Annotated in this window: 26 protein-coding genes; 14 read left to right on the top strand and 12 right to left on the bottom strand. The window is 49.1% G+C overall.

What is annotated here, in order from left to right:
• Positions 1 to 24 precede the first annotated feature (24 nt).
• The gene (locus EHS89_RS10715; protein WP_124926144.1) at positions 25 to 996 is read right to left on the bottom strand and encodes a C45 family autoproteolytic acyltransferase/hydrolase; all 972 of its coding nucleotides are present in this window, start codon (positions 994 to 996) and stop codon (positions 25 to 27) included.
• A 37-nt stretch (positions 997 to 1,033) separates the two neighbouring features.
• Entirely contained in the window at positions 1,034 to 2,467 is a 1,434-nt protein-coding gene (locus tag EHS89_RS10710; RefSeq protein ID WP_170167480.1) for an amidase, read from the bottom strand.
• Between the two features lie 116 nt (positions 2,468 to 2,583).
• Here EHS89_RS10710 and EHS89_RS10705 point away from each other — a divergent pair, with 116 nt between their 5' ends.
• Positions 2,584 to 3,063, top strand: a complete 480-nt coding sequence (locus EHS89_RS10705; RefSeq protein WP_124926142.1) for a hypothetical protein — start codon at positions 2,584 to 2,586, stop codon at positions 3,061 to 3,063.
• Between the two features lie 88 nt (positions 3,064 to 3,151).
• Here EHS89_RS10705 and EHS89_RS10700 read toward each other — a convergent pair whose 3' ends face one another.
• Complete coding sequence (locus tag EHS89_RS10700; RefSeq protein WP_124926141.1) at positions 3,152 to 5,107, bottom strand: winged helix-turn-helix domain-containing protein; 1,956 nt, start codon at positions 5,105 to 5,107, stop codon at positions 3,152 to 3,154.
• A 211-nt stretch (positions 5,108 to 5,318) separates the two neighbouring features.
• On the opposite strand from EHS89_RS10700, the gene EHS89_RS10695 reads away from it, so the two are divergent.
• From EHS89_RS10695 to EHS89_RS10685, 3 genes are all read left to right on the top strand, one after another.
• Positions 5,319 to 5,924 carry a DUF1326 domain-containing protein gene (locus EHS89_RS10695; RefSeq protein WP_124926140.1) on the top strand — a complete coding sequence of 202 codons (606 nt, stop codon included), beginning with the start codon at positions 5,319 to 5,321 and terminating at the stop codon, positions 5,922 to 5,924.
• A 51-nt stretch (positions 5,925 to 5,975) separates the two neighbouring features.
• Positions 5,976 to 6,743 (top strand): DUF2182 domain-containing protein, encoded by a 768-nt coding sequence (locus EHS89_RS10690; protein ID WP_124926139.1) that lies wholly within the window; start codon positions 5,976 to 5,978, stop codon positions 6,741 to 6,743.
• 194 nt (positions 6,744 to 6,937) lie between these two features.
• Positions 6,938 to 8,542, top strand: coding sequence for an ABC-F family ATPase (locus EHS89_RS10685; RefSeq protein WP_124926138.1), 1,605 nt, complete (start codon positions 6,938 to 6,940; stop codon positions 8,540 to 8,542).
• A gap of 122 nt (positions 8,543 to 8,664) precedes the next feature.
• Here the strand turns inward: EHS89_RS10685 and EHS89_RS10680 are convergent, their stop codons facing one another.
• Positions 8,665 to 9,156 carry a MarR family winged helix-turn-helix transcriptional regulator gene (locus EHS89_RS10680; RefSeq protein ID WP_124926137.1) on the bottom strand — a complete coding sequence of 164 codons (492 nt, stop codon included), beginning with the start codon at positions 9,154 to 9,156 and terminating at the stop codon, positions 8,665 to 8,667.
• A 130-nt stretch (positions 9,157 to 9,286) separates the two neighbouring features.
• Between EHS89_RS10680 and EHS89_RS10675 the strand changes: the two genes are divergently transcribed.
• Complete coding sequence (locus tag EHS89_RS10675; RefSeq protein WP_124926136.1) at positions 9,287 to 10,225, top strand: EamA family transporter; 939 nt, start codon at positions 9,287 to 9,289, stop codon at positions 10,223 to 10,225.
• Between the two features lie 64 nt (positions 10,226 to 10,289).
• On the top strand, positions 10,290 to 10,916 hold the full coding sequence (locus EHS89_RS10670; RefSeq protein ID WP_124926135.1) for an NAD(P)H-dependent oxidoreductase: 627 nt from the start codon (positions 10,290 to 10,292) through the stop codon (positions 10,914 to 10,916).
• A gap of 16 nt (positions 10,917 to 10,932) precedes the next feature.
• Here the strand turns inward: EHS89_RS10670 and EHS89_RS10665 are convergent, their stop codons facing one another.
• Both EHS89_RS10665 and EHS89_RS10660 read right to left on the bottom strand, forming a co-directional pair.
• The gene (locus tag EHS89_RS10665) at positions 10,933 to 11,676 is read right to left on the bottom strand and encodes a TSUP family transporter (protein WP_124926134.1); all 744 of its coding nucleotides are present in this window, start codon (positions 11,674 to 11,676) and stop codon (positions 10,933 to 10,935) included.
• A gap of 145 nt (positions 11,677 to 11,821) precedes the next feature.
• On the bottom strand, positions 11,822 to 12,217 hold the full coding sequence (locus EHS89_RS10660) for a DUF3461 family protein (RefSeq protein ID WP_124926133.1): 396 nt from the start codon (positions 12,215 to 12,217) through the stop codon (positions 11,822 to 11,824).
• 490 nt (positions 12,218 to 12,707) lie between these two features.
• Here EHS89_RS10660 and EHS89_RS10655 point away from each other — a divergent pair, with 490 nt between their 5' ends.
• The 3 genes from EHS89_RS10655 (at position 12,708) to EHS89_RS10645 (ending at position 14,716) form a co-directional block, all read left to right on the top strand.
• Positions 12,708 to 13,187 carry a Crp/Fnr family transcriptional regulator gene (locus tag EHS89_RS10655; RefSeq protein ID WP_124926132.1) on the top strand — a complete coding sequence of 160 codons (480 nt, stop codon included), beginning with the start codon at positions 12,708 to 12,710 and terminating at the stop codon, positions 13,185 to 13,187.
• Positions 13,188 to 13,371: 184 nt separating this feature from the next.
• Positions 13,372 to 14,043: a YehS family protein gene (locus tag EHS89_RS10650; protein ID WP_124926131.1), complete on the top strand. Its 672-nt coding sequence runs from the start codon at positions 13,372 to 13,374 to the stop codon at positions 14,041 to 14,043.
• Positions 14,044 to 14,086: 43 nt separating this feature from the next.
• Positions 14,087 to 14,716, top strand: a complete 630-nt coding sequence (locus EHS89_RS10645) for a 3'-5' exonuclease (protein WP_124926130.1) — start codon at positions 14,087 to 14,089, stop codon at positions 14,714 to 14,716.
• A 45-nt stretch (positions 14,717 to 14,761) separates the two neighbouring features.
• Here EHS89_RS10645 and EHS89_RS10640 read toward each other — a convergent pair whose 3' ends face one another.
• Positions 14,762 to 15,331 carry an NnrU family protein gene (locus EHS89_RS10640; protein WP_124926129.1) on the bottom strand — a complete coding sequence of 190 codons (570 nt, stop codon included), beginning with the start codon at positions 15,329 to 15,331 and terminating at the stop codon, positions 14,762 to 14,764.
• A 73-nt stretch (positions 15,332 to 15,404) separates the two neighbouring features.
• Between EHS89_RS10640 and EHS89_RS10635 the strand changes: the two genes are divergently transcribed.
• Together EHS89_RS10635 and EHS89_RS10630 are read left to right on the top strand one after the other, a co-directional pair.
• Complete coding sequence (locus tag EHS89_RS10635) at positions 15,405 to 15,788, top strand: DUF2956 domain-containing protein (protein WP_229753670.1); 384 nt, start codon at positions 15,405 to 15,407, stop codon at positions 15,786 to 15,788.
• A 32-nt stretch (positions 15,789 to 15,820) separates the two neighbouring features.
• Entirely contained in the window at positions 15,821 to 16,234 is a 414-nt protein-coding gene (locus tag EHS89_RS10630; RefSeq protein WP_124926128.1) for a hypothetical protein, read from the top strand.
• Positions 16,235 to 16,297: 63 nt separating this feature from the next.
• On the opposite strand, the gene EHS89_RS10625 is transcribed toward EHS89_RS10630, so the two are convergent.
• Complete coding sequence (locus EHS89_RS10625; RefSeq protein ID WP_229753671.1) at positions 16,298 to 17,395, bottom strand: TRAP transporter substrate-binding protein; 1,098 nt, start codon at positions 17,393 to 17,395, stop codon at positions 16,298 to 16,300.
• A 179-nt stretch (positions 17,396 to 17,574) separates the two neighbouring features.
• Here EHS89_RS10625 and EHS89_RS21110 point away from each other — a divergent pair, with 179 nt between their 5' ends.
• Complete coding sequence (locus EHS89_RS21110) at positions 17,575 to 17,745, top strand: hypothetical protein (RefSeq protein WP_170167479.1); 171 nt, start codon at positions 17,575 to 17,577, stop codon at positions 17,743 to 17,745.
• Between the two features lie 97 nt (positions 17,746 to 17,842).
• On the opposite strand, the gene EHS89_RS10620 is transcribed toward EHS89_RS21110, so the two are convergent.
• A complete protein-coding gene (locus tag EHS89_RS10620) occupies positions 17,843 to 18,718 on the bottom strand; it encodes an AraC family transcriptional regulator (RefSeq protein ID WP_229753672.1) in 876 nt (291 codons plus the stop codon).
• A 130-nt stretch (positions 18,719 to 18,848) separates the two neighbouring features.
• Here EHS89_RS10620 and EHS89_RS10615 point away from each other — a divergent pair, with 130 nt between their 5' ends.
• On the top strand, positions 18,849 to 20,045 hold the full coding sequence (locus tag EHS89_RS10615; RefSeq protein WP_124926127.1) for an MFS transporter: 1,197 nt from the start codon (positions 18,849 to 18,851) through the stop codon (positions 20,043 to 20,045).
• A 53-nt stretch (positions 20,046 to 20,098) separates the two neighbouring features.
• Here the strand turns inward: EHS89_RS10615 and EHS89_RS10610 are convergent, their stop codons facing one another.
• The 3 genes from EHS89_RS10610 to EHS89_RS10600 form a co-directional block, all read right to left on the bottom strand.
• Positions 20,099 to 20,557, bottom strand: coding sequence for a YHS domain-containing (seleno)protein (locus tag EHS89_RS10610; protein ID WP_124926126.1), 459 nt, complete (start codon positions 20,555 to 20,557; stop codon positions 20,099 to 20,101).
• A 170-nt stretch (positions 20,558 to 20,727) separates the two neighbouring features.
• A complete protein-coding gene (locus EHS89_RS10605) occupies positions 20,728 to 22,056 on the bottom strand; it encodes a Na+/H+ antiporter NhaC family protein (protein ID WP_124926258.1) in 1,329 nt (442 codons plus the stop codon).
• A 487-nt stretch (positions 22,057 to 22,543) separates the two neighbouring features.
• Positions 22,544 to 23,527, bottom strand: a complete 984-nt coding sequence (locus EHS89_RS10600; protein ID WP_124926125.1) for a GlxA family transcriptional regulator — start codon at positions 23,525 to 23,527, stop codon at positions 22,544 to 22,546.
• Between the two features lie 186 nt (positions 23,528 to 23,713).
• On the opposite strand from EHS89_RS10600, the gene EHS89_RS10595 reads away from it, so the two are divergent.
• Positions 23,714 to 24,298, top strand: coding sequence for a peroxidase-related enzyme (locus EHS89_RS10595; RefSeq protein WP_124926124.1), 585 nt, complete (start codon positions 23,714 to 23,716; stop codon positions 24,296 to 24,298).
• Positions 24,299 to 24,347 lie beyond the last annotated feature (49 nt).

The following is a 24,347-nucleotide window of genomic DNA, read 5'->3' as shown; positions in this document are numbered from 1 at the left end:
TCACGTGTGGCGTTAGATTGGGTGCTAGGCATAGTGAATATCCAGTGTCTGTTCAGTCAGCTGATCAAAACTAAGATTAAGGCTGTAGTGAGGCCAGATGTAGCTAACCGTGCCTTGTGTCGGGTTATATACTGCGGTGTACAGCGTGCCTGAAGAGTTCTCATGGCAACGGTATAGCGGGGGGTGCAGGAAGGCACTGATCGTTTCCTGAAGGTTACTTTCTCTGGGGGATGCCAGTGTATTAAGCGCGTCTAAACGAATACCTGAGTCTTCCAGAAACAGAGGTTTGCCTGGCTCTTGGGGGCCCTGATGATTGGTTGAAGTAGTTGCTTGCGTAACACATATATCCCGGTCAGGAGCGATAAATACTGTGGCATGATTGCCCGCTTTATCGAGCAAAGCGATATTGTAATCAAGATGTACCGGCACCCGTTTTAACACAGCGATGGCTTCATCAACATTGCTGCAGGTTTCCAGAATGTAGCGCACTACAATCGTAATACCGAAGCCTTTGCCTTCGACTAGCCGTCCACCATAGTTGATCGACACACCGAGGCCCGCATCATTGATTCCGTCTAATACTCCCCAGACACAATCAGCCATGGCAATAACCTGTTTGTCACGCCAGTGACTTCGTAAAATGGTACCTTCGCAGAGAAATGCCGGAAAATCGTAATTACGGATAATGACTGGTTCATGTTTCTTATAGATTAGCTGGGAGCAGCCCGAATAAAACGTTGGTGGGCAGTACAGGCTTAAAAAACGGGCCTGCAGATCATCGCAGTCCAACAATTTAAGTAACTCTTGATAGAGTGGCACCAGTTCAGGCATGTATTCATTAAGCGCACTAATGCACTCAAGATAGCTGGGACGAGCAGCTTCACCTTCATCCAGATACCAGGCTTTGTAAGCGGGCCAGCTCTTGTTAAAAAGCTGACTAAACTTATCGCCGGGTGTTAACTCATCGATGACATCGAATTGCAGGTTTTTCAGCACAACTTTATCTCCACTAATCCATCACTGACGTGTTTACTTATGCCTGGTCAGAGGCATTGTCGTCAGCTTCCTTAAGTGAATCTTTAGGGTTGTTATCCCATCCGATAATACTTTCCAGTTGTTCCGCTATATCTAATACCGCGGCATCATTACCCCGGGGGCCCGCCACCTGAATCGATAATGGCAGCTGTTCATCGCCCAGCCCCATAGGCAGGGCGCAGGCTGGCATACCGGTCAGGTTCGCATCGTAAAGGAATGCAACCCAATCCAGCCATGGATTAGTGATGCGGGTTGAGCCAACATATTTGGGATGTCGACGGCTGTGTTTAAAGGCCTCAACACCCAGAGTCGGGGTGATAAAGGTGGTACTACCGTTACGTTCAAACATCGAGGTATATGCGTTGTGAATAACTTCACGATGCTCTTCTGCAGCATTGAATTCATCTTCAGTAATGCTGGCGCCGAACTCCAGTGTTTCCCGGGTTCCCTGCTCAATACCTTCAAGTGGAGCCTCTTTATCTTTTTGAAAGCTCCATGAGTCATAGTGCGCTGAAGTTGCCCAGGCAATAACGGACGAAGGCAGATGCGGATGATCGTAGATAATCTCTGCACCGGCGTCTTTCAGCAGATGCACAATACGTCGGAAGGTCATACGAACATCATCATCGATAGGTGCGAAACCCAGGTCTTCAGAGACAATGATTTTCTGACCTGACAGTGTGAGCGGATGCTGAGCGTGGACATTCAGCGAGTCGATGTATGAATACTCATCATTGTTGGCAGCAACCACTGAATACATTAAGCGGGCATCAGCAACCGTACGTGCCATTGGGCCATACGAAACAATAGTGCTCCAGGATGGGTTGCAAGGCTCTCTGGGTACCGCCTTAAAAGAGGGCTTGAAGCCGACGATGCCACAAAAGGCTGCTGGAATACGGATCGAACCACCGCCGTCACCGCCCAGTGACAGTGTGCCAGCACCGGCTGCAACTGCAGCTCCGGCGCCCCCGGATGAGCCGCCACAGGTGCGTTCAGCGTTCCATGGATTTGAGGTGACACCAAATAATTCGGATGAAGTGGTACCGGTTAAGCAAAACTCAGGGCAGGTCGTTTTTGCAAAGATGACCGCACCGGCCTCTTCCAGGCGTAGTACCGCGGCACTGGTTTCATCAGGAATCACATCAGCCTGGGTGCGTGAAGCGTTTGTGGTTGGAACACCCGCAAGCCACTGAGATTCTTTAATCGTAATAGGTAATCCGCATAAAGGACCACCCAGGCCTTCGGTGAGAAGTTTATCGGCTTCTGCGGCAGCAGCGCGAGCCCGGTCATAGAGTTTGATAGAAAAAGGATTATAAGACTCGGCTACATGTTCAGCGTGAGCGATGGTTTGCTCGAGTAGTTCAGTGGCTGAAATCTTGTGTGCGCGAAGATCAGCAATAAGTTCGATGGCCGTTTTATTGGCAAAATTCATCTGTTTTCCTTCATTATAATTATTATCTCGGATCGTATGATCGGGCTGTTTTGTGCGCTTAAGGCGGTGGTTTTGCCTGGCATAACCGATTGTAGAATCCGACAGCATGACTCATAATGTATGTTCAAGTTTTAAAAAAAGCAACACTATGGATCATGATGTTTGATAATGACAGTTTAGAAGTCTTTCTTGAAATCGCAGGCACTATCACTCAGGCAGAGCTTCCTGTTGTTCATACACAGGGACGGATGGGCGACTATGCCGTCGCTTACCGGATCTTCAGAAATAAACAGGGCGGTGGTTTCGGCGACCGCAGTAAACACCCATATAGCTGGGCTATCCTGGTTTATGTTGATGGCCTTCCGCTACGTATCAACAGTGCTCGCGGCGAGTGTCGGGAGTGGTCTAACCTTGACCGGGTTGGGCAGTGGATGATGGATAACGGTTTCAAATACTGGTGGACCCGTAACGATCTGGAAGCGACACAGGAAGCTTCGGCAGATGAAGTATCTGAGACTCCGGCCAACAATGCAGATGAAACGCCTACGGTAGATACTGACAGTATAAGTGCCGTATTACCTGACCCATTGTCATAGGATGACCGCTAGGTCATCAGAATGATCTACGTTGTATCGATCTCAGAATGATAGTTACAGCGCTGTTTATAGCTGGAGCGACATAGGGTCAGGGTTGCTCGCGGTAGAGATAGCCCACCCCTGTGACGGTTTCAATACAGCTTGCCTGGTGCGCCAGTTTACGGCGCAGGCCCCGAACCACAGCATCAACGACATTACTACCGCCTTCATACCGGGTACCCCATACATCCCTGAGCAGTTCGCTGCGGGATACCGCTTTTCCCTGCTTCGCCAACAGGTGTTGGATAACGCCAAATTCCAACGGTGTGAGTGATTCCCGTTTATCGTCGATGATCAGTTCGTGAGACTCGATATCCAGTAGTGATCTGTCTTGTTGAATGCCGAGTTCCGCTGCGGCTATATCAGCAAGCCAGCCATCCACCGATGCCGGTCCGAAGTCGAGTACGGCGCTGTGATAGATTTGGCTATCTAATGTTACCTCTTGCCCGGTTAGCACTTCGAAGCCCAGCTTTAGCGCTACCGGAGCATAGGCGGGAAGGTCACATAGTGTCAGATACACGCGCCTTAGGTCAGGACGCATCTCCATATATGATCGTTTCAGATCCAGCCATATGGCCGCCTGACAGGCGGATGGCGATTCGCCTTCCACCTGGCTAAGCCAGCGTCGGCAGAACAGTACAGTTTGTTGCTGTTGCAATGGATGCTGGCGAAGGTGATGTAGCCACTCGCGGGTGACCGGGTCTTCCTCTAACCAGGCAGGCTCCGCAGAGTCTGTGGATATCTTGCAATAGATAGCGGCAACGCTGCCATTGCCATCCCGGACCACGGAAAAGGACTGTGGCAACCTCTGCCACCAACGCAGCAGTTGCTGTGCGGCTTGCGGGCCTTCATGACGGGTTATTATCGTTTGTAAGGCGGTACTGTCCGATGGAGTTGCCGGTTCTACTGTTAGCTGGTTACTGCCGCTGGGGAAAAATGCCTCACGTACGACGGGGTTTTCTATGAGGAACAGCATATCGGCGGTATAGCGCCATAGTTCGTGGCTGCCAGCTGAGTCCAGCGCCGTTGAAAGCTGTCGCCAGATGATGCGTCGGTAATTCAGATAGGTTTCCGGATCCCGGGCTTTTAAAGAGTGGGCGAGGGATTCACGTACCACATCATGAAGGACCAAGCCGTCGCTGCGCAGCTCTGCGAAGGGCAGAGTGGCTAATCGTTCGAAGATATCCTGCGGTACCTGATTCGGGAATAATGCCCGCAACATTGGCAGGGTAATCCGGCGGCTGACAGATGTCGCCTCTAATGCCAACCGGGTAAGTGGTTCTGACACATCTTCGAGAAACATGCGGGTCAGTGTTTCCAGCACATATTGTAAGGAGGGATCAGTCAGAACCAGCTGCTGGCGTCCACGACAGGCTGAAGCAGCCAGTTGCAACGCCAGTGGGTGTCCCCGGGTCTGCTGGATAATTTTATTCATCCCCGACGGCGTAACGCCTAAGCGGTTGAGTAAATTTTCAGCATCATCATCTGACAGAGGCCCCAGATCCAGTGTTTTGAACAGGTCATGCCAGCCCGCTGTTGTGTACCAGCCAGTGCCCGGACGTTCCCGGCTGAACAGAAGTACCCGGGCATTGTTGGGTAGGGCGGGGATAAAAGTCTGCCGCAGCCAGGTATCCATTAATCGGAATACTTCGTAGTTGTCGAAGGCCAGCACAACCCGGGTATCAAAGTCTGCAAAGCGGTCGCAAATTTGTTCAGGGTTTGACGCACAAAGGCCGGTCGCTTCGTCAAGTTGCTTCAGTAGCCCTTTTGGTGTGGGTTCAATGGTGCGGCAGTCAAGTCGTATCACAATGGCGCCCTGTTCCCGTGCCTGGTCAGTATACATCTCGAGCAGAGTGCTTTTGCCGATCCCTGGGATTCCAGAAATGTGTATTACCCGGGGCAGGTCATCCTGAAGTGTGCCGCATAGCGTAGCAAGTTCAACAGAGCGGTTGGCAAAATTTGCGTGATTCTTACGCGCTAAAAGATCAGCAATATGGCCGGTCATTTTTTTCTCCGATCGCTGTAGTTTTAATATGGCTAGCAGCCAAGCTCAGTGGACAAAGACTCAGATAAAGCATAGAGCACTGCGACAGAGCCGGACAAAATTCTCATGAAATCCTCATCCGTTTTTCATCCTTTTCCCGTCTGAACTGCTAAAAATTAAGGGCGAGACAAATTTGTCTGGCTTTCAGTAACCCCCTAATGAGGGAAAAATTATGAAAAATTTCTGGAATATGGATGGTCATTATCTGGAAAGCTGTTCCTGTAAAGGAGCATGTCCCTGCCTGCTTCTGGGCTCACCAACCGAAGGTAGCTGTACCGCACTGGTTGGCTGGCATATAAGCAAAGGCCAGTTTGGTGATACGACGTTGGATGGTCTCAACGTTGTTGTGGCGTTGCGTTCTCCCGGGGATATGGCTGATGGTAACTGGAAGGTCGTACTTTATATTGATCAGGCTGCGGATGAAAACCAACGGTCGGCTCTGATGGGGGTTTTTGGTGGTGAATGTGGTGGGCATCCCGCAGTATTAGCCAGCTTTATCGGCGAAGTCTTAGGTGTCGAATATCTGCCTATCCGCTATCAGGCGAATGATGGTTATCGGCACTTCGGAGTCGGTGTTGTTGCTGAAACATCGATTGATGCTATGGAAGGTCAGAACGGAAACTATGTCAGTATTCATAATCATCCTCTAGCGGTGGCCCCGGGAGAAGAACTGATAGTCGCTAAATCCAGATCTTTGCGGCATGACGCTTATGGCCTTAACTTTGAGCTGGACGGCCGGATGGCGTTCTATTCGTCATTTTCTTATACCAGTGATTAAGCTGAATCTGCGGATGATTGCTCAGGTAAAACGACAACTCAGGGGCTTGTTATGATGACTCAGACAATTACTGCTGTAATTCGGCGGGATAGGATTATTATCGGATTGGCTATAGGCATTATCAGCCTGCTAGCCTGGATTTATATGGTGCAGATGGCGATAGACAGTACCGAAATGATGTCGATGGCCCCGGGTATGAAAAGCTCCCCTGAGATGTTATGGCTCAACATCATGATGTGGAGTGTAATGATGGTTGCTATGATGCTTCCTTCCGCCAGCCCTATGATATTGTGTTTTACCCGAGTGACGGAGCAACAAAATAAATCGGATGGAGTTACATTAAAAACGCTGGTTTTTATTACAGGCTACCTATCAGTCTGGTGTGTATTCAGTGTCATGGCATCACTGCTTCAATTCGCTTTATCTGGTTCCGGAATTCTCTCTTTGCCGATGGTTAAATTCGAATCGCAGGTTGGTGCTTTTTTGTTAGTAAGTGTTGGCTTGTTTCAGTGGAGTACTCTGAAGCAAGCGTGCCTGACGAAGTGTCGTAGCCCATTAAGCTTTTTGTTGCTTGAATGGCGGCGGGGGTATCGAGGGGCATTTATTATGGGAGTACGACATGGGGTGATCTGCACCGGTTGTTGCTGGGCACTGATGTTGCTGATGTTTGTCGGTGGTGTGATGAACCTTATCTGGATGGCTGCTTTAACTGTCTATGTACTGGTAGAGAAAGTAATTCCCGATGGCAGGCTCTTCAGTCGGATATCAGGACTACTGCTGGTGCTTACCGGTGTAGGTGTATTGATTACCAGTACCTGATACTGGCGGCACCTGGATATCAGGAATTGATAGTCAGTACAGGAAAGGAAAGAAGACGCTGTTTTTTGTGCATATAATGTACAGTTATGCTCGACATTCTGGCCGCAACTCTTTAAAGTGCGGCCTCCCTTTATACGTCTTACTTTGGCGCTATCGGTTTACTTTTTAATCTGTAATCTCCCAGGACAATTCCTTTGATCTCCTCCGCGAACATCACCATGCAGTTTGGCGCTGAGCCTTTGTTTGAAAATATTTCCGCTAAATTCGGTAATGGCAACCGCTATGGCCTGATTGGCGCGAATGGCTGTGGTAAATCCACTTTTATGAAAATTCTCAGTGGTGAGCTAACGCCAACTGCGGGTAATATCTCTATCACGCCGGGACATAAACTGGGTGTATTGAGCCAGAACCAGTTTGCGTTTGAAGAATACAGTGTAATCGATGCGGTTATCATGGGTGATCCTGAACTCTGGAAAGTGAAGCAGGAACGTGAACGTATCTACTCGCTGCCGGAGATGTCAGAAGAAGAGGGTATGAAGGTTGCCCATCTGGAGACTGAGTTTGCCGAGATGGATGGCTATACTGCTGAAAGTCGCGCAGGTGACCTTTTATTAGAAGCAGGTATTGCTGAGGAATATCACTTTGGCCTGATGAGTCAGGTTGCTCCGGGCTGGAAACTTCGTGTTCTGTTAGTGCAGGCACTGTTTGCAGATCCTGATATCTTGTTGCTAGACGAGCCGACCAACAACCTGGATATTCATACCATTAGCTGGTTGGAAAATGTACTGAACCAGCGTAAGTGCACCATGATCATTATCTCCCACGACCGTCACTTTCTGAATGCGGTTTGTACCCATATGGCAGATATCGATTACGGTGAGCTACGGGTTTATCCGGGCAACTATGAATACTTCATGGAAGCCTCGTCATTGATCCGCGAGCAGCTGTTGACTGAAAATGCCAAGAAAAGTGCGGAGATGGATGAACTGCAGTCCTTTGTTAACCGTTTCTCTGCTAATGCATCAAAAGCTAAACAAGCCAGTTCCCGGGCAAAGAAACTAGACAAAATTGAACTGGATGAAGTGAAAACATCCAGCCGTCAGGTCCCTTCTATCAGCCTGAAGCAAGATAAAAAGCTACACCGCCAGGCATTGATCCTGGAAGATATGGGTCATGGTTTTGAGGGTACTCCGCTGTTCTCTGATGGTAATCTGATTCTTGAAGCCGGCGCTAAACTGGCGGTTATCGGTGAAAACGGTGCCGGTAAGACAACTTTCTTGCGCTGCCTGGTGAATGAGCTACAAGCTAACGAAGGTGTTGTTAAGTGGTCTGAGAATGCTGTGATCGGTTATTGCCCACAGGACAGCACCGCCGATTTTGATTGCGATCTGACCTTGTTCGAATGGATGTCTAAGTGGCGTACCCCTAAGCACGATGATCTTAAAGTGCGTGCTATGTTGGGTCGCTTGCTGTTTACTGCCGATGACTTTAATAAGAAAGCAAAAGTCTGTTCCGGTGGAGAAAAGAACCGCCTGCTGTTTGGTAAGCTGATGATGATGGACCTGAACGTCCTGATTATGGATGAGCCAACCAACCATATGGATATGGAAGCGATCGAAGCGCTGAATAATGCGCTGGAAGCTTTTGACGGTACGCTGATCTTCGTTAGCCATGACCGGGCGTTCGTATCGTCACTGGCGAATTACATTATCGAAATAAAAGACCAGGAAATGATCAACTTCCCGGGTACCTTCGATGAGTATCTTGAAAGTCAGAGCCAAGCGTCTAAAGTTGCCTGATTTTTAGAGCAGAAAACCACTTTAAACCCCGTCGTCAGAAACTGACGGCGGGGTTTTTGGTTATATGACTAGCTGAGTCTGTATCACTCGTTGAACTAATATCAGTTGCGCCAGTAATAGCCCTATTCCGCATCCAACCCATCAAGCAGTTTTTCAAGTAACCCCTGCAATGTCTGCTGCTCTTTCTTACTGAGCGTTGTGAGCGCTTTCGCCTCATTCTCGACATGCAGTGGAAATATCCGGTTAATCAGTTCGAGCCCCTCTTCAGTCAGGGCAACCAAGGTGCCGCGACGATCTTCGGGGTTAGGCTTGCGAGCGATCGAGCCGGCTTTTTCAAGACGATCCAGCCGGTTGGTCATGCCACCAGATGAGATCATCAGCGCTTCAAACAGTTGCGTTGGCACCAGCTCATACGGAGATCCTGAACGACGCAGGGTCGCTAATACATCGAACTCCCCCTGCTGCAGTCCGTGGTTTTTGAAAAATGGATTGAGGTAGTCCCGGCTGATCAGTCGTGTGGCTGTACCCAGCCGGGCCACTACTTCCATCGGTAATAGATCCAGCTCGGGCATTTCCCGCTGCCATTGGGTCGAAGCTAATTCTACTTTATTCATTGTTTTATATTTATCTCTACGTTAAGATACTTTTCATAATATATCTTGGCATTAAGATACTTTATGTTAAGTAGCTCTTGGTTAAGTATCTTTTCATTAATAGAGTGTAACAGAGTACAGGAGACAGATAATGTCTAACATCAATAAGTCAGCTAAGCGTTCAGATCGAACTGGTATTTATGCGTTTGCCTGCCTTTTGCTGGTCGGTGTATTACTCGCTGCGTCTTTAGTGGTGGGTAAGCTGGCCGATGTTGCGGGTGCACCGCGATTAACATTCCTGCTGGTGGCGATGGCAGGGGCTGGCGTAATTCTGGGTTGTATCGCGATCATGCAACGTCAGCCGATGCCATTTAATAGCCGTACATTAGAATATGCAGCCATTTCAGGCGTACTTATCGCTCTGCCTAACGCACTGGGTTTCCTGGCTATACGGCACGTCGGAGCTGGGTTTATATCGCTGAGCTTTGCTTTTCCAATTTTGCTTACCTGGGTACTGGCTGTTTTTCTGGGCATGGAGCGCTTACGGGGAATGCGGTTTATCGGGGTTTTACTAGGGTTGTTGGGCGGTATTGTATTGGCCTCAGCCAAGAGTGGCAGCGCCGGTGAAGCGCAGGGCTGGGTTCTTCTGGTGCTGGCACTACCGCTGGTACTGGCCTTTGGCAACATCTACCGCACCTTGCGCTGGCCTGAAGGCGCAGCACCTGTATTTCTAGCTGCGCTGATGATGTTTGGCGGTGCGCTGTCATTGCTACCCTTTGTACTGCTGTTCGAGCCGGGTCAGTTTGGGGCGTTGTTCGAATCAACTCAGGTGATCCAACTACTGGTATTCGAGGTCGCCGTATTTGCCATTCTTTATCTGTTCTATTTTGTCCTGCAAAAGTTGGCGGGCCCGGTTTATCTGAGCCAGATTGGCACAGTGGCTGCGCTGAGCGGTACATCATTTGCGGTATTTGTATTGGGAGAGGCTGCGCCTACAAACCTTGCGCTGGCGGCTGTACTAGTGGTCGTCGGAACATTTCTGTTTCATCGGGGTGCTAAGGTGCCCACGCAGAGTTGTACTTCAGTTTAGGGTATTTGAATAAACCTTTAACCCGTTTTTATCCCCTTTTTTAGCGGCTACCTGGATATAGCACATGAATATTACTGACGCACTGAACTGGCGTTTCGCAGCCAAACGTATGAACGGACAGCAAGTTCCACAAGAGAAACTGGATCGGATTCTTGAGGCCGCACGTTTGGCTCCATCTTCTTATGGATTACAGCCTTACAGTGTTTTTGTCATTAAAAGTGCGGCGTTGCGGGAGAAGATAAGACCGATCGCCTTTGATCAACCACAAATTAGCGAGTCGTCTCATCTATTGGTTTTTGCTGCGCATGAAGACGTGAATGGTGACGATGTAGATGACTTCATCCGGCTCACTGCAGAAACGCAGGGGACTGATGTATCAGAGCTCGGAGCCTACAGGACGATGATAAAGGGGGCTGTAAACCGGTTTAGCCCTGAAGAGAAGCTTCACTGGGCGACTAAACAAGCTTATATCTCTCTGGGGACTACCGTCACGGCTGCAGCACTCGAACAGATTGATGCTTCACCAATGGAAGGTTTTGATAAGGATGCGCTGGACCAGTTGCTCGGGCTTAAAGAGAAAAATATGCGCAGCTTGGTGCTACTAGCCTTAGGCTATCGGGATCAGAATGATCACCACGCATTGCTGAAAAAAGTACGTCGCTCAAGAGACGAACTGTTTATTCATTTATAACTCAAAACTGTATCCTTTAGGCGCTGATAACCAGGCTTATACCGATGATGATCAGCAATGCGAACGCCAGACGGCGCATAGTGGTATCGCTGAATGGCGGTGGATAACGTTTGCCAATCAGCGTAAATGCGGCGACCACAGGAATGCAGATTAGTCCGGTCCAGAGCATCTCTAGTGTCAGTAGTCCCTGAACTCCCAACACCAGTAACCGGATGATATTCATTACCAGAAACATTGCCAGCAAACTTAAGCGAATCGTTTGCAGTGACAGCGGCTGACGGTATAGCTGATATACCAGAGGTGGACCGGCAATGCTGAACAGGCCGCCGAAAATACCTGCGGCAGCACCCGCTATTGCAAATGAGCGATGTGAACTACGTTGCGGCAGGGGCTCTGGCTTAAGCATGATGAATAATCCGCCAGTAATAATGGTGGCACCCAGCAGCCATTGCAGCATTTGAGTAAAATCACTACTTAGATAATTGAGCAGCAGAACGCCGGCCACCAGTGCCGGAAATAGCCCTGTCAGTGACCAGAGCATCGCCTTATGATCCAGATGTTGCAGGTTGCCCCGTAACGCAATGGGGCCGTTTGCCAGCATTAGCAGGCTGATAATCACCGAAGTGAAAGTGACAGAAGCAAGTCCGAGCTGGGCGACGCAGCCGAGTACTATCATACCTAAGGCAAAGCCGGTCACTGTCTGGACATAAGTACCAAAGGCAACGATCAACAGAAAAGGAAGCAGTTGCTCTATAGTCATAAGCTGGCCGGTTTTAAAGTGAGTGTAGTCAGCCTAGTACTTCACAGGTAAAGCGGGGTAGAACCAGTTCGTTCGGGGGGGATAGCGCCTGACAGAACGTTCAGGCGCAACATGCTACAGGATAGTACCTGTGTTATTTCGAATCTTAGTCCAGCTCGTTGATCTGACGACGAATCTCATCCATCTTCGAGTTCATCACTTTTTCAAGGTGATCCAGATCGGCAAGGAACTTCTGTTTAGGATCCTGAGGCTTCTCCTCTTTACGGGTCGCTTCAAGTTTTTTAAGTTCTTCCAGTGCCATAACCAGCTGTGGGCTGATATTAGCCATCTTTTCAAATGCTTTAGAGTTGCGCACTTCAAGTGGCATATTTTTACGGCCACGTACAAAAGAGAACTTTTTGCTGCGCGACAGCAACGAGCCTTTTGCACGTTTGTAATAGATTTTCAGTACATCGGTATCGCCCTGATGACGCAGGGTGTACTTGTCGACACTCTCGACAGATTTGATGCCCATTTTGTTCAGGGTAGGATAATCAGACATAGCTAATTGTTCTCAGTAATTGATCCGCTATTTCAGGCGGACCGGACTCAAAAAATAGTAATGGAAGCTACGAAGAAGATTGTTCGTATTTTCCTTCGGGTGCTCCGTCTTCTTTACAGGAAGCGCTTATCTATTAAATCAGTATAGATAAGTGAGCAGCAGACCGTCGCACTAGTTCGGTCTGGGGCGTTATTAATACGCCAGATTATTATTATTTGAGCTGAGACAGTAACAACTGTTTCAGGGATGGGCAGGGCCCAGATCGCTTGGGTCAGTTATGGCTAATTACCTAAGCTTTTAGCTGTTTCTGATGAGCTTTCGCGCGCTATGATAGGGGTTGGACTTTGGTACCAGTTAGGGCCAGTTTTTGAAACTTTATTGGGCCAGTGGTTGTTCGATAAAATACCCGCATTGGGGACAATTAAGTAGCTGTTCAGTCCAGCTTTGCTAGTCTGAACGATGACAGTCGTAAGCCTTCGGGAAGAGTCAGATGATTACCAGCCTATCGGCACAGGAACTGCTTCAGCTTTATTCAACGGATTATTTTAAAAACGCATCAACCTTTGGTGCTTTGTCAGATGATGCATTGCTATTTTTATTAGACAAAAGTGACATTTTACTGGCACAGACCGGCGACCGAATCTTTAGTTTCGGCGATCCGGTGGACTGTTTTTATGTTGTACTCGATGGTCGGGTGGGGTTTTATAAACCTTGTCGTGGCGGTCGTACGCATATTCGTGATTATGAATTTGGTATGGAAGTGGGTTTTATGGCGATGATCGGTCTGCATGATCGAGCCGGTGACGGTGATGCTGAAGAACTGACGCTTCTGCTCAGGGTTTCCACTGCGGTATTCAGTGAAATCCAACAAAAGCTGCCAAATGATTTTGGTATTTTGTTATTGAATCTGGCCCGTGAGATGGCGCGTCGTCTCAGAGATGCCGATAACCGGTTGGCCGATGTTGAATAAGCGGCCTCTTTAATACCTGTAAGCTGCCGTTTATGCTCAAGGCTCTTAAGTTTTGTGCTCAAGGCTCTTAAGTTTTATGCTCAAGACTCTTAAGTTTTATGCTCAAGGCTGTTCGTATTATGCTCAAGGCTGTCCCGTTTTATGCTAAAGTGCCTGCCTGATTCTTTCCTGTCTGGACCCTGATGTGACCAATAACGATATTCTGCGCCGTTTGCGCTATAGCTTTAATTACAGCGATACCAAAATGATCGCTCTGTTTCGCCATGCTGAGATGGCAGTTACCCGGGAGCAGCTTAAGCACTGGCTTAAAAAAGACGATGATCCAGAATATGTGTTGCTGCCTGATTATGAGATGGCGACTTTTCTGAATGGCCTGATTATTGAGAAGCGCGGTCGACAGGATGGACCTCAGCCGGTTGCAGAGCGTCGTCTGACTAATAATATCGTCTTTCGTAAACTGAAGATTGCGCTGAATCTGGATGCGGATCAGATTCTGGATATGCTAAAACTAGCGGGTTTCAGTGTAAGTAAGCATGAACTTAGTGCGTTGTTCCGTAAGCAGGGGCATAAAAACTTCCGTGAGTGTAAAGATCAGGTACTGCGTAACTTCCTTACCGGTATGCAGCATCAACTCAGGGATAAAGCACCGGCGGTGGATGATACTAAACCACTGCGTAAAACCAGCACCGAAGGTCATACCGATAGCAGTAAAAAGATGCGTAAGCCAGCGGATCGGACGGTTAAATTTGTAGTCGATAAGCCCCCAACCGCAAGAAAGCCTGCCTCCGGGAAGCCGAGTGAAAGCGGCTTCAAATGGGGTAAAGCACCCTCTAAGTCGAAGAAATCAGATTATTAAGAGCCCCGGCCTTTACGGCTGAATAGTGGATCAGAGCTGACCGATGAAAGAGAAACTGCTTCCCCCGACTAAGCAAGAGATAGCCGAATTTGATCTGTTTCAGGGAATGACCCTGGAACAGATCTGCTTGCCACAGAGTGAAGCGGAGCTGACGGCGGCACTGACCGATCTGCAAAGCAGTGCCTTTATCGGCTTTGATACTGAGTCCAGACCGGTATTTCGTAAAGATCAAAAGTCAGATGGCCCACATCTGGTACAACTCTGTACTGCAGAAACAGGCTATCTTTTTCAGTTGCACGATCGCTCTGTTTACCCGGTAATCTGTCAGTTACTGGAGGCTGAACAGGTTGTGAAAGTGGGCTTTGGTCTGCAATCGGATCGCAGCCATATCCGACGTAAATTTGGCGTTGAGATCAAGGGCATTCTTGATCTTGATGCGATCTATCGTCAGTTGGGCTACCGTCGTCAGCTTGGTGTGAAGGCTGCTATCGCGGTTCAGTTCGGACAGAAGTTTAATAAATCCAAGCGTGTTTCTACCTCTAACTGGTCTCTGCCTAAGTTGAGCGATGCGCAGAAGCTTTATGCCGCTAACGACGCGTTCGCGGCTCTGCGCATTCTTGAAGGACTTCAGGATAGCGGGCATCAAAAGCTGATCGATAACCTGATTTCATAGTCTTGGGCGTCGGAGTTCAGGCCTAATATCCTGGGAACCTGTTCCCTAACCAAAAGGCGCCACACCAAATAAGGGTTGGTGTAACCATCCGGCGATCACCACATAGATAGCCAAACCTCCAACAATCAGTAAGATATCATTACGGTTGGACTCAGGTACGCCTGGCACCGCACGGCTGGGACGTTTCATCATTGATATACGATCGACAACAGCCCATACCAGAAAAGAGCCGAATAGTAGCAGATCAGCTAAGCCGCCGTTGACCATCAGATGAGCCACCGCCCAGAGTTGCAGGCCCAGCAATTGTGGGTGTTTTATTGCTCGGGTGATACGTCCGGGAAAGTAGGGCGCTATGGTCAGAATAAAAGCGGGTAATAGTAGTAATGCTGCCAGGTGGCGTAGGCCGGCCGGGGAAATATAAAGTAGCTCAGGAGTTTGCTTCAACTCGCCGTATCCCTGAATCATCAGCCAAAGACCGGCGACAGAGATCAGGCTATAAATGGCTTTCCAGCCATACTCACTCTTAGCTGCGAAACTGTCACGCAGGGGTAAGGCGACAATAGATACGGAATGGATACCGAAGAATAGTAATATGCCGGTCAATAGCTGTAGCATGGTATTTAGCTCTGAAAGGTTGGTATGGGGAGTATAGACTCAAGATTGAAGTAGCAGTCTGGCAGTCTAAACGATGCGTCTGGCTACTCGCTACTATATACTGCAGGCATTCAAATCCCGGGACACTGAATCAATGGCAAAATCCAAGCAAAGCGCGGTTTCAGACCGAACCAAAGAAGAGGCGATGCAGGTAGCCAAATCCACTCAGAAACCGGGCCAGACCAAAGAACAGACTAAACTGATCGCCCAGGGTATTCAGAAGGGGATCGATCAGTACAAGAAGCAACAGAAGGCTAAATCCCGGGAACTGGATAAGCAGCGTAAGAAAAAGATCCAGAACGCAGTTGCAGACAGTGATGATGTGGAAGTGGATATTCCCACCGCTGGCAGTAAGTTACCCTGGATTCTGTTGTTACTTTCCTGGGCGCTGTTTATCGCTTATGTGATGTTTGTTTAACGGATTTAGCTTCTTATAACGGATTCAGACCAATGATCTTAAAAACCTTCGCCGAACTGCCTGCACTGGAAACTGAGCCGGGTACTGACTGTACTTTTATCGGCCATAATCCATCAGGTGAGTCACTGCTGACTGTCGCTTATGCCACTAAACGGGACTTTCTCTCGGTACCCAAAACTTACACACTGGTTCAGTTTAAAGGCGATAAAAATATTCCCCTAGAATTCCATTCGGTATCCCGTCAGGACTATCTGGAACAGCTTGAACTGTCCAATAGCTGGTTTAAAGCGGGTTTATACGAACTGGAAAAAACCAAGGATTACACCATCTTGCTGTTGCTCACCAATGACCGGGCGCTGGAAATAATCTTTACCGATTTTCAGGTGGGCGAAGAGGTTTATCATTCAGCCGACTCTCAGGCCGCTTTACTTCAGCATATCGGATAGAACAGAGGCTAGCCCGCCGTTTTGCAGCCAACCAGATTTCACTGGATAACTGAGCCCTGGCCGCTACTCTTCTAAACGGCCGGTTGGCCGTGGCAGGAAGGCGTGGCGTTGCCAGAGGCTGTAGTTTTGGCGGAAAGCCGATAGATCATCCCATACTGTCCTGAAGAACGGGTCTTCCGACTCTTCGCGTACCACCTCTTGCCAGGTTGCTTCGAACAGTGAAAGCATTTCGGCATTCCAGTAGAGGTTAGTGACACCGCGCTCATTCTCATTTTTATGCATCGCCTGATATTGAATCGCCTCCCCTTGAGCCAGAGTATTGGTCATCGACGCTTTGCACAGGGCTTCAAGGGTTGCCTGTTGGCTGATATGCATGTTTTGCCATGTTTGGTTATTGATTAGTAACTCGATCACACTGGCTTGTTGGTGCCAGCCGGGAAAATAGTTATATTTGGCGATCTTGTGAAAGCCCAGCATCTGATCGATGGCTGGCTGGGAAAACTCTGTAGCGTCGATCGCGCCACGCTCAAGGGCCGGATAGATTTCGGAACTGGGAATCAGTGATACCGATGCTCCCAGCTTGCTGAAAACCTTACCGCCGAGACCGTAAAAACGCATGTTCAGGCCCTTAAGATCTTCAGGCTTGTTTATCTGCCGCTTAAACCAGCCACCACTCTCCGGGGCCAGAATTGCACAAGGGATGACTTTTACCGCATACCCGGCCTGATCATACATCTGTTGGTATAGTTTCAGGCCGTTGCCGTAATACAACCAGGCCATAAACTCACCACTCTCAGGGCCAAAGGGTACGGAAGAGAAGATGCTTGCCGCAGGGATTTTACCCACCCAGTAACCTGAAATAGCAAAGCCCGCATTAACCTTGCCACTGGATACTGCATCCAGAATCTCAAAGGGAGCAACCAGCTTACCCGGATCATAGGTTTTAATATTTAGCGAACCATTACTGATGACAGGGGCCTGATCAGCTATCCATAAAATTGAGCTTTTAACGGCGGGTAGAGCTGAGGGAAAAGCCAGAGACACTTTTAATCGGGTCGGCTTAATACTGTCGGCGGCTGGCAGTGGCGTGACAAAAAAAAGTATCGCCAGGCAAAAAAACAGTACCTGCGACATCTGTAATAGCGGATTTGCTCTGCTCATCTTTCACTCCTTGATAGGGCAAAGGTTCAGATGGGTGTATGAGATCAGTGTAGGACAATATCATTGGTTAGAACGGAAGCTTTGCCTCTTGTTAATGGCTAGAAAAAACCAAAGCAGTCCTTGTTTAAGAGCACTCATATTCGTATATTCGCGGTATTAATGTCTTGAGAGAAAACCTGATGTCCAAAGTTACAGTGAAGTTTGAATACGAGAAAGAAACTAAAAACAGCGTCCGTTATCAGGAAGTTCCAGCCGAAGGACAGGCACCAATTATGGGGTCCCTGTATGTACAAAAATGGTTTGCCGGCAACAGTAAAACGTTGGAAATCACAGTAGAGAAGAAAGATTAAGAAACCCCTGAGCAGCTCCGGCGGGTGACTTATCCACAGCAGCCAAAGCATCTGTAGTAACAGCAGCGCCTGGTATTAAAAAACTTGTACTTGAAACCTAGAGCTCAAAGTAACGACCGGGTGTTTTGCCTAATGCTTTTTTAAACATCGCGATAAATGCACTCTGGCTGCTGTAGCCCAGATCCAGAGCAATATTAGCGATGGGATCTCCCCGGGCTATACGGGTCAGGGCTGCCAGTAAACGGGCCTGCTGGCGCCACTGGCCAAAGGTCATGCCAGTATCCTGGCGAAAATGACGGGCAAGAGAGCGGGAGCTGGTGCCGAGTTCTGTTGCCCAGTCCTCCATTGAGCGCTGATCTGCGGGGTCCGCCGCTAAATAATCAGCAATTTTTTGCAGGATCTTTCCGCTGGGACGGGGGAGACTCAGAGGTACTTCAGGGGTGGTTTTTAGCCGGTCCAGAAATACCTGCACCAGCCGGCCTTCAGCGCCGGCCTCATCGTACAGCGTGTCGAATTCGCCTAAGGCTAAAATCAGTTCCCGTAACAGGGGCGTGATATGTATGACCTGGCAGTGATCAGGCAGCTCACTGGCGGCATCCGGTGAGATATAAAGATTACGCATCTGAACCGCGTGTATGGTACGGGCATCATGTTGCGTAAACGCCGGTATCCAGACCGCCCGTTGCGGTGGTACAACCCAGAAACCGATATCTTTTGCCGAGACATGTATCAGCCCCTCAGAGATAAACAGCAGCTGACCCCAGCCATGGCTGTGATAGGGCGCATAGGCGCCGGGTTCATGTTCAACCTGGCGTACCACAACCTTGCGGGGTGTCTCCTCAATTCTTGGGCTGTGAATGCCATCGAAGCGGGTCCAGTGTTTAGGAACTTCCGGCAGATCTGGCTGTTTAGCGATATAAGTTGGCATGACATAGTATATACGCCAAATCCGATCGATTTTAAAGTAACTCATATTGAATACGCAGCTGAGGCGGCAATTAGCCTTGCCGGGAGCTTGCCCGCTATTTCTGATAGGTAGGGGGAGAATCCGGGCTCTGTCTGCTGTTTTAGGTTAACGCCAGTAATCACTGGGAGAGTGTTAAATGAGTTATTTACGTCGTCCTGAAATGTTCCTGTTCTTGTTAGCTGCGGCGATGCCGATCTCCTTTGGTGTCTGGCAAGCTCTGTTAAATAACTTCGTTATTGAGCGCGCAGCATTTACCGGTGTTGAGATCGGTATTTTACAGTCGTTGCGTGAGATTCCGGGGTTTATGGCATTTGCAGCAGTACTGTTGCTGGTACTGATGCGGGAGCAGACCCTGGCGCTGCTATCTATGCTATTGCTGGGCATCGGTACCGCGTTGACCGGTTTTTTTCCCTCTGAGGTCGGCCTTTATTGCACCACGGTGTTAATGTCGTTGGGCTTTCATTACTACGAAACTATGAATCAGTCGCTATCGCTGCAGTGGTTTGACAAGCGCGATGCGGCTTATAAATTGGGTCAGTTAGTGGCAATAGGGTCATTTGCCAGCCTGATCGCGTTTGCGCTGGTTTGGCTGGCGCTGGATATTCTCAGTATCAGAATGGAGTTTGTTTATCTGGTGGGCGGCGGAATAACCTGTGCGATCGCACTGTTTTGCTGGTTTTTCTTCCCGTATATTCCTGAAAAGGTTGAGCAGCATAAAAAACTAATCTTGCGCAAACGTTACTGGCTTTACTATGCGCTGACATTTATGGGAGGGGCGCGTCGCCAGATCTTTGTCGTGTTTGCCGGTTTCCTGATGGTGGAAAAGTTCGGTTTCAGTGCTGGCGAGATATCTATTCTGTTTCTGGCTAACGGTGTGCTGAATATGTACTGTGCACCAAAAATTGGTAGGTTGATTGGTTACTGGGGTGAGCGAAAAGCGCTCTGTGTAGAATATATAGGACTGATCGCGGTGTTTACCGCCTACGCTTTTGTCTCGGATCCAGGGATTGCGATCGCACTTTATATCATTGATCATCTGCTATTTTCGATGGCGATCGCCCAGAAAACTTACCTTCAGAAAATAGCCGACCCGAAAGATATGGCGTCCACCGCAGGTGTGGCGTTTTCGATCAACCATATTGCCGCGGTCGCGTTGCCGGCGGCTTATGGACTGTTGTGGATAGTTTCACCTGCAGCGGTATTTCTTACCGGGGCTGCGATGGGCGGTATCTCTTTGATTCTGGCTCTGTTAGTGCCATATCAGCCTGGCCCTGGTAACGAAGTTATCTGGCAGGGTCGTGTTAAGAGCGCTGCATTGCGCAACACTCCCTAGTCAGCAGCCATGCTGGTTATATAGTTAGTGGCTACCTAAGTGAGTACAGCAGGTTATTGCGTCAGTGCCTGCCAGGCTTTGTTGGCGTCCTGTTTATAAACTTGCCAGTCACCGTTCAACCAGCGTTGGCGGCCCCGCTCGGCGTAGAACAGATGCAGCTGATCACCGAAGAACTCCCATACCGTACCATCGGTTTTAATCAGTCCTTCGCCAAGACTCAAAGCATTAGCGCAGTGGCCGTTGTATTCCGGCTTGTAACGGGCTGGATCAGCGGCAAATTTATCGGCCGAGGCCTGACTGGCGAAGCGCCATTTAGCTCCGCCCCAGTCAACGGTAAACTGTTTCTGTCCTAATACCTGTTGGTGTGAACTTCGAACATGGGTATCGTGATAAGCCACCGTATCATGACCCTCAATAGCGACCTTGTTCCAGTAACTCATACTCACCGGCTCTGCTGCAAAGCTGAAGCTACTGATACAGATAAGCAGGGTAGAAAACAGAATTTTATACATAATTTCTCTCTCTAAATGATCAGTAACAGCCCGGTACTTAGGTATAGATTACTCAAAGCAATCTAAGTTCACTGATATAGCCGGGTTGTAAGGCCTGTACATTTTCTAGCAAAGTAAACGATGCTTTTCGTTTAGCTACTTGAGCAAAGCGAGTTCGGTCCAGCTACTTGTTAATTAACAGCCACCGTTTTCCCGGATTTTCGCTGAACGCCACCAACAATAATAGTGCCGATCGCAATCACTCCCAGTAACCAGCTGTAGTGAATATTGCCGATTACAACCAGCGGTGACAGTCCTGCAATAGACCCTGCCAGCAGCACCTGCGCACCATATGGTAACAGGCCCTGAACCACACAGGAGAAGATATCCAGTAAGCAGGCGCTACGTTTTGGATCAACGTTATTGCGAGTGGCGATATCTTTGGCCAGGCCGCCACAGATAATAATCGCTACTGTGTTATTCGCAGTACAAGCGTTGGTCAGGGCAACTGCTGTGCTGATGCCGATCTCTCCGCCACGACGGCTTCCTGAATTGTCCCCTTTGCTGGTCAGGCGATCGATCTGGCGGGCCAGAAATTCTAAACCCCCCTGAGCTTTCATCAGTGCACCCAGACCACCGATCAGCATCGACAGGATCATGATCTCCTGCATACCGGTATAGCCACCGTAAATATCCTTGGAGAACTGGGCTACTGAATAATCAGGTAGCGCACCCAGACCGATAGCACCGGCCAGCACGATACCGCTGAATAGCACTAGCAGAACATTAATGCCGGCCAGCGCCATACCCAGTACAGCCAGATAAGGTAGAACCTTAATCATTTCATAGTCACTTGCTTCGGCAATGGTTGCACTGGAACCCTGCAGATAAAGCCATACCAGCGTGATCAGTGCCGCAGGCATAGCAATCTTAAAATTCATGCGAAACTTGTCGCGCATCTCACAGCCCTGGGAGCGGGTTGCCGCGATGGTGGTATCGGAGATGATCGACAGGTTATCGCCGAACATCGCACCACCCACTACAGCACCTATGCAGAGCGGCAGGGAAAGGTCGCTAACCTCGGTCAGGCCCAGCGCAATCGGAGCCATCGCAGCGATAGTTCCCATAGAGGTGCCCATGGCCGTAGCGATAAATGCAGTAATGACAAATAAGCCAGGCAGCACCAACTCAGTTGGAATAATATTCAGGCCAAAGTTAACCGTAGCATCAACACCGCCAACCGCTTTAGCTACGCTGGCAAAGCCGCCTGCCAACAGATAGATCAGACACATGGTAATGATATTGCTGTCACCGACACCGGCGATGAAGGTTTCAAGACGTTTATTCAGCGCGCCTTTGCCAAGAATCAGAGCCAGCACTATGGCAGGCAGAATCGCCACCGGCGCAGAGATCTGGTAAAAGGCAAAATCAACATTTTGTGACTGATAGTAAACACCGCTACCGATAAACAGGGCCAGAAACAGTAACAGAGGTAATAGCGCGAGCGGGTTGGCTCTCATTTTAGACTCCCGGATTGCAGAAACTAATTCGCTACGTGCAGAACAAACGACAGCAACGCAAACAGCAATAAGCCGGAAAAGTGCTAACACTTTCGGGCCAGGATCACCGGATCGGGTTGGCGCTTGCCGTCTGTGGATAAGCAGACGACGCAGCATAAAAAAACCTGCTTTTCTTTTGGAATGCAGGAGGTAATAAACAGGGTGGAGTCAGTGCCAGGTAAGGCGACCCACTATGATGCAGCGCATTATACTTAGGGGGACAGTCAGAGCTAATATTGTTTATGTCTTTGGGTTTGCGTTTTGGTTATAAAGACTATTTTGGTGCTAACTTTATGGAATATTAATTATTCTGGCAAGAACGCGCTTCGCACCAGTTAGGCAGATTTTACGCCTGTTCTAGCAAGGAAAACTCAGTTTTTGGTTTAGCTCCCAGTGAGTTGCGTAGCAACGTTCTAGCGACCCTTGCGAAGCAATTAAGCGAAGTGAATCAGGACAGCTTTGCTGTCCTGTACTCTCTGGGTGACATCCCCAGCTCTTTCTGGAACAGCCGGCGTAATGAGCTCTGGCTGCTATAGCCGATCCGGTCCACGATCTGTTCGATCGAAAGACTTGTGGTTTCTAACAGCAATTTAGTTTGTTCCAGACGAAGCCGTTGCAGATAGTCAGACAGACCAATGCCGTTGGCTTGTTTAAAGCGACGCGAAAGTGTCCGGACACTGACCGAATGCATGGCGGCCAGCTCTTCCAGATTAATCTTCTGTGCAATATCCCGCTGTAACTGACTTTCGACCGCCAGCACCAGGCTATCCTGATGTTCGCTCTGTTCCTGCATAAACAGGTAAGGCGAGGCAAAGCTCTGTGACGCATCGATTAACATCGTTTTAGCAGCTGATTGAGCTAACTGTCGGCCGACTTGTTGCTCGACGATTCTTAACATAACCCCGATATTGGCACTCATAGATCCGGTGCTGTAATAACGGCCATCCTCAACCAGCAAGCTGTCTTTATTAAGCACCGCATCAGGATAGCGTTTGCTGAACAGTCCGCCTAACCACCAGGATGTTGCAGCACTACGGCTATTCAGCGCGCCGGTTTCTGCCAGCAGAAAGACGCCGCTACAGTTGGCTGCGATAGTCACACCCTGATCGATCTGTTGCTGCAGCCAGTGTTGCTCTCTGCCCAGCTGTTTCAGATTATTTAACAACGAGTGGCTGTTAAGGTGGTGAATACCGGGAATCAGAATCAGATCAGGCTTAGGGGCATTGTCGAGTGAAAAGTCAGCCCGCATCTGCATACCGTTGGAACAGTTCAACGGCTCGCCGGTCGCAGTGACCAACGAACAATGGTAAAGATCGCTGTCTTCTTCCCGCTGGTGGCGCCAGATGGAGTTAACCACATTAAACACATCGAAGGGGGCGGTTAGCCCGGATGCCTGACAGCCATCAAAGGCTAAGCCCAGAACTTGATACATAAGGGTCGATTCATCCTGTTAATAACGTCGCTGCTTTTATCAGATAATGGCAGTATGACCTGATACGCGCGATAAATGGCGTGTTTGTGTCTGAATATTGTCAGTTTTGGCTGTTAGAGTAACCAACAGACTGAAGAAATAGAAGCGATACTCAAATTTTAGAGACGACTAAAGAGGATAAAATCCATGAGCCAGAATGATATTAGCCGTTATCCGGTACCGGATGTAAACAGCCTGCCTGAGGATATCCGTGATCGTATCCTGGCGGTACAGGATAAAGCCGGCTTTGTCCCTAACGTATTTCTGACCCTGGCGCATCGCCCGGCAGAGTTTCGCGCTTTCTTTGAATACCACGATGCCATTATGGAACGGGAAGGCAGCACCCTGACAGCCGCTGAAAAAGAGATGATCATCGTTGCGACCAGCGCAGCCAACGGTTGCCAGTATTGCGTAGTCGCCCACGGTGCACTGCTACGAATCTTTGCTAAAGATACTCAGTTGGCCGACCAGATAGCCATCAACTACCTGCACGCGCCAATTACTGACAAGCAGAAAGCGATGCTCGACTTTGCCATGACGCTCTCTCGTAATCCTGAGTTGGTTAGCGATGCTGATTATGCCGATCTGAAAGAGCATGGTTTCGATGATGAAGACATTCTAGATATAGCCGGCGTTACCGCCTTTTTTGGCCTGTCGAACCGGATGGCGATAGTGACGGCTATGCAGCCTAATCCGGAATTTTATGTGATGGCACGGACGCCAAAGGCTTAGACGCACCGCTTCGCGGCGAGGTCCGATCAGGGGCTTCGCCCCTTAGTCC

It is taken from the genome of Amphritea balenae, assembly GCF_003858655.1.
In the GTDB taxonomy this organism is placed as follows: Bacteria; Pseudomonadota; Gammaproteobacteria; order Pseudomonadales; family Balneatricaceae; genus Amphritea; species Amphritea balenae.
Note: the sequence above shows the minus strand (reverse complement) of the source record. Positions and strands in the feature narration are given on the sequence as shown.

Coding starts and splice junctions, on each gene's coding strand:
- EHS89_RS10645 (WP_124926130.1), top strand. CDS start 14,087: ATGAAAGAGAAACTGCTTCCCCCGACTAAGCAAGAGATAGCCGAATTT.
- EHS89_RS10640 (WP_124926129.1), bottom strand. CDS start 15,331: ATGCTACAGCTATTGACCGGCATATTACTATTCTTCGGTATCCATTCC.
- EHS89_RS10630 (WP_124926128.1), top strand. CDS start 15,821: ATGATCTTAAAAACCTTCGCCGAACTGCCTGCACTGGAAACTGAGCCG.
- EHS89_RS10655 (WP_124926132.1), top strand. CDS start 12,708: ATGATTACCAGCCTATCGGCACAGGAACTGCTTCAGCTTTATTCAACG.
- EHS89_RS21110 (WP_170167479.1), top strand. CDS start 17,575: ATGTCCAAAGTTACAGTGAAGTTTGAATACGAGAAAGAAACTAAAAAC.
- EHS89_RS10695 (WP_124926140.1), top strand. CDS start 5,319: ATGAAAAATTTCTGGAATATGGATGGTCATTATCTGGAAAGCTGTTCC.
- EHS89_RS10675 (WP_124926136.1), top strand. CDS start 9,287: ATGTCTAACATCAATAAGTCAGCTAAGCGTTCAGATCGAACTGGTATT.
- EHS89_RS10635 (WP_229753670.1), top strand. CDS start 15,405: ATGCGTCTGGCTACTCGCTACTATATACTGCAGGCATTCAAATCCCGG.
- EHS89_RS10705 (WP_124926142.1), top strand. CDS start 2,584: ATGTATGTTCAAGTTTTAAAAAAAGCAACACTATGGATCATGATGTTT.
- EHS89_RS10690 (WP_124926139.1), top strand. CDS start 5,976: ATGATGACTCAGACAATTACTGCTGTAATTCGGCGGGATAGGATTATT.
- EHS89_RS10620 (WP_229753672.1), bottom strand. CDS start 18,718: ATGAGTTACTTTAAAATCGATCGGATTTGGCGTATATACTATGTCATG.
- EHS89_RS10600 (WP_124926125.1), bottom strand. CDS start 23,527: ATGTATCAAGTTCTGGGCTTAGCCTTTGATGGCTGTCAGGCATCCGGG.
- EHS89_RS10595 (WP_124926124.1), top strand. CDS start 23,714: ATGAGCCAGAATGATATTAGCCGTTATCCGGTACCGGATGTAAACAGC.
- EHS89_RS10710 (WP_170167480.1), bottom strand. CDS start 2,467: ATGAATTTTGCCAATAAAACGGCCATCGAACTTATTGCTGATCTTCGC.
- EHS89_RS10660 (WP_124926133.1), bottom strand. CDS start 12,217: ATGTCTGATTATCCTACCCTGAACAAAATGGGCATCAAATCTGTCGAG.
- EHS89_RS10605 (WP_124926258.1), bottom strand. CDS start 22,056: ATGAGAGCCAACCCGCTCGCGCTATTACCTCTGTTACTGTTTCTGGCC.
- EHS89_RS10670 (WP_124926135.1), top strand. CDS start 10,290: ATGAATATTACTGACGCACTGAACTGGCGTTTCGCAGCCAAACGTATG.
- EHS89_RS10665 (WP_124926134.1), bottom strand. CDS start 11,676: ATGACTATAGAGCAACTGCTTCCTTTTCTGTTGATCGTTGCCTTTGGT.
- EHS89_RS10610 (WP_124926126.1), bottom strand. CDS start 20,557: ATGTATAAAATTCTGTTTTCTACCCTGCTTATCTGTATCAGTAGCTTC.
- EHS89_RS10680 (WP_124926137.1), bottom strand. CDS start 9,156: ATGAATAAAGTAGAATTAGCTTCGACCCAATGGCAGCGGGAAATGCCC.
- EHS89_RS10700 (WP_124926141.1), bottom strand. CDS start 5,107: ATGACCGGCCATATTGCTGATCTTTTAGCGCGTAAGAATCACGCAAAT.
- EHS89_RS10615 (WP_124926127.1), top strand. CDS start 18,849: ATGAGTTATTTACGTCGTCCTGAAATGTTCCTGTTCTTGTTAGCTGCG.
- EHS89_RS10625 (WP_229753671.1), bottom strand. CDS start 17,395: ATGAGCAGAGCAAATCCGCTATTACAGATGTCGCAGGTACTGTTTTTT.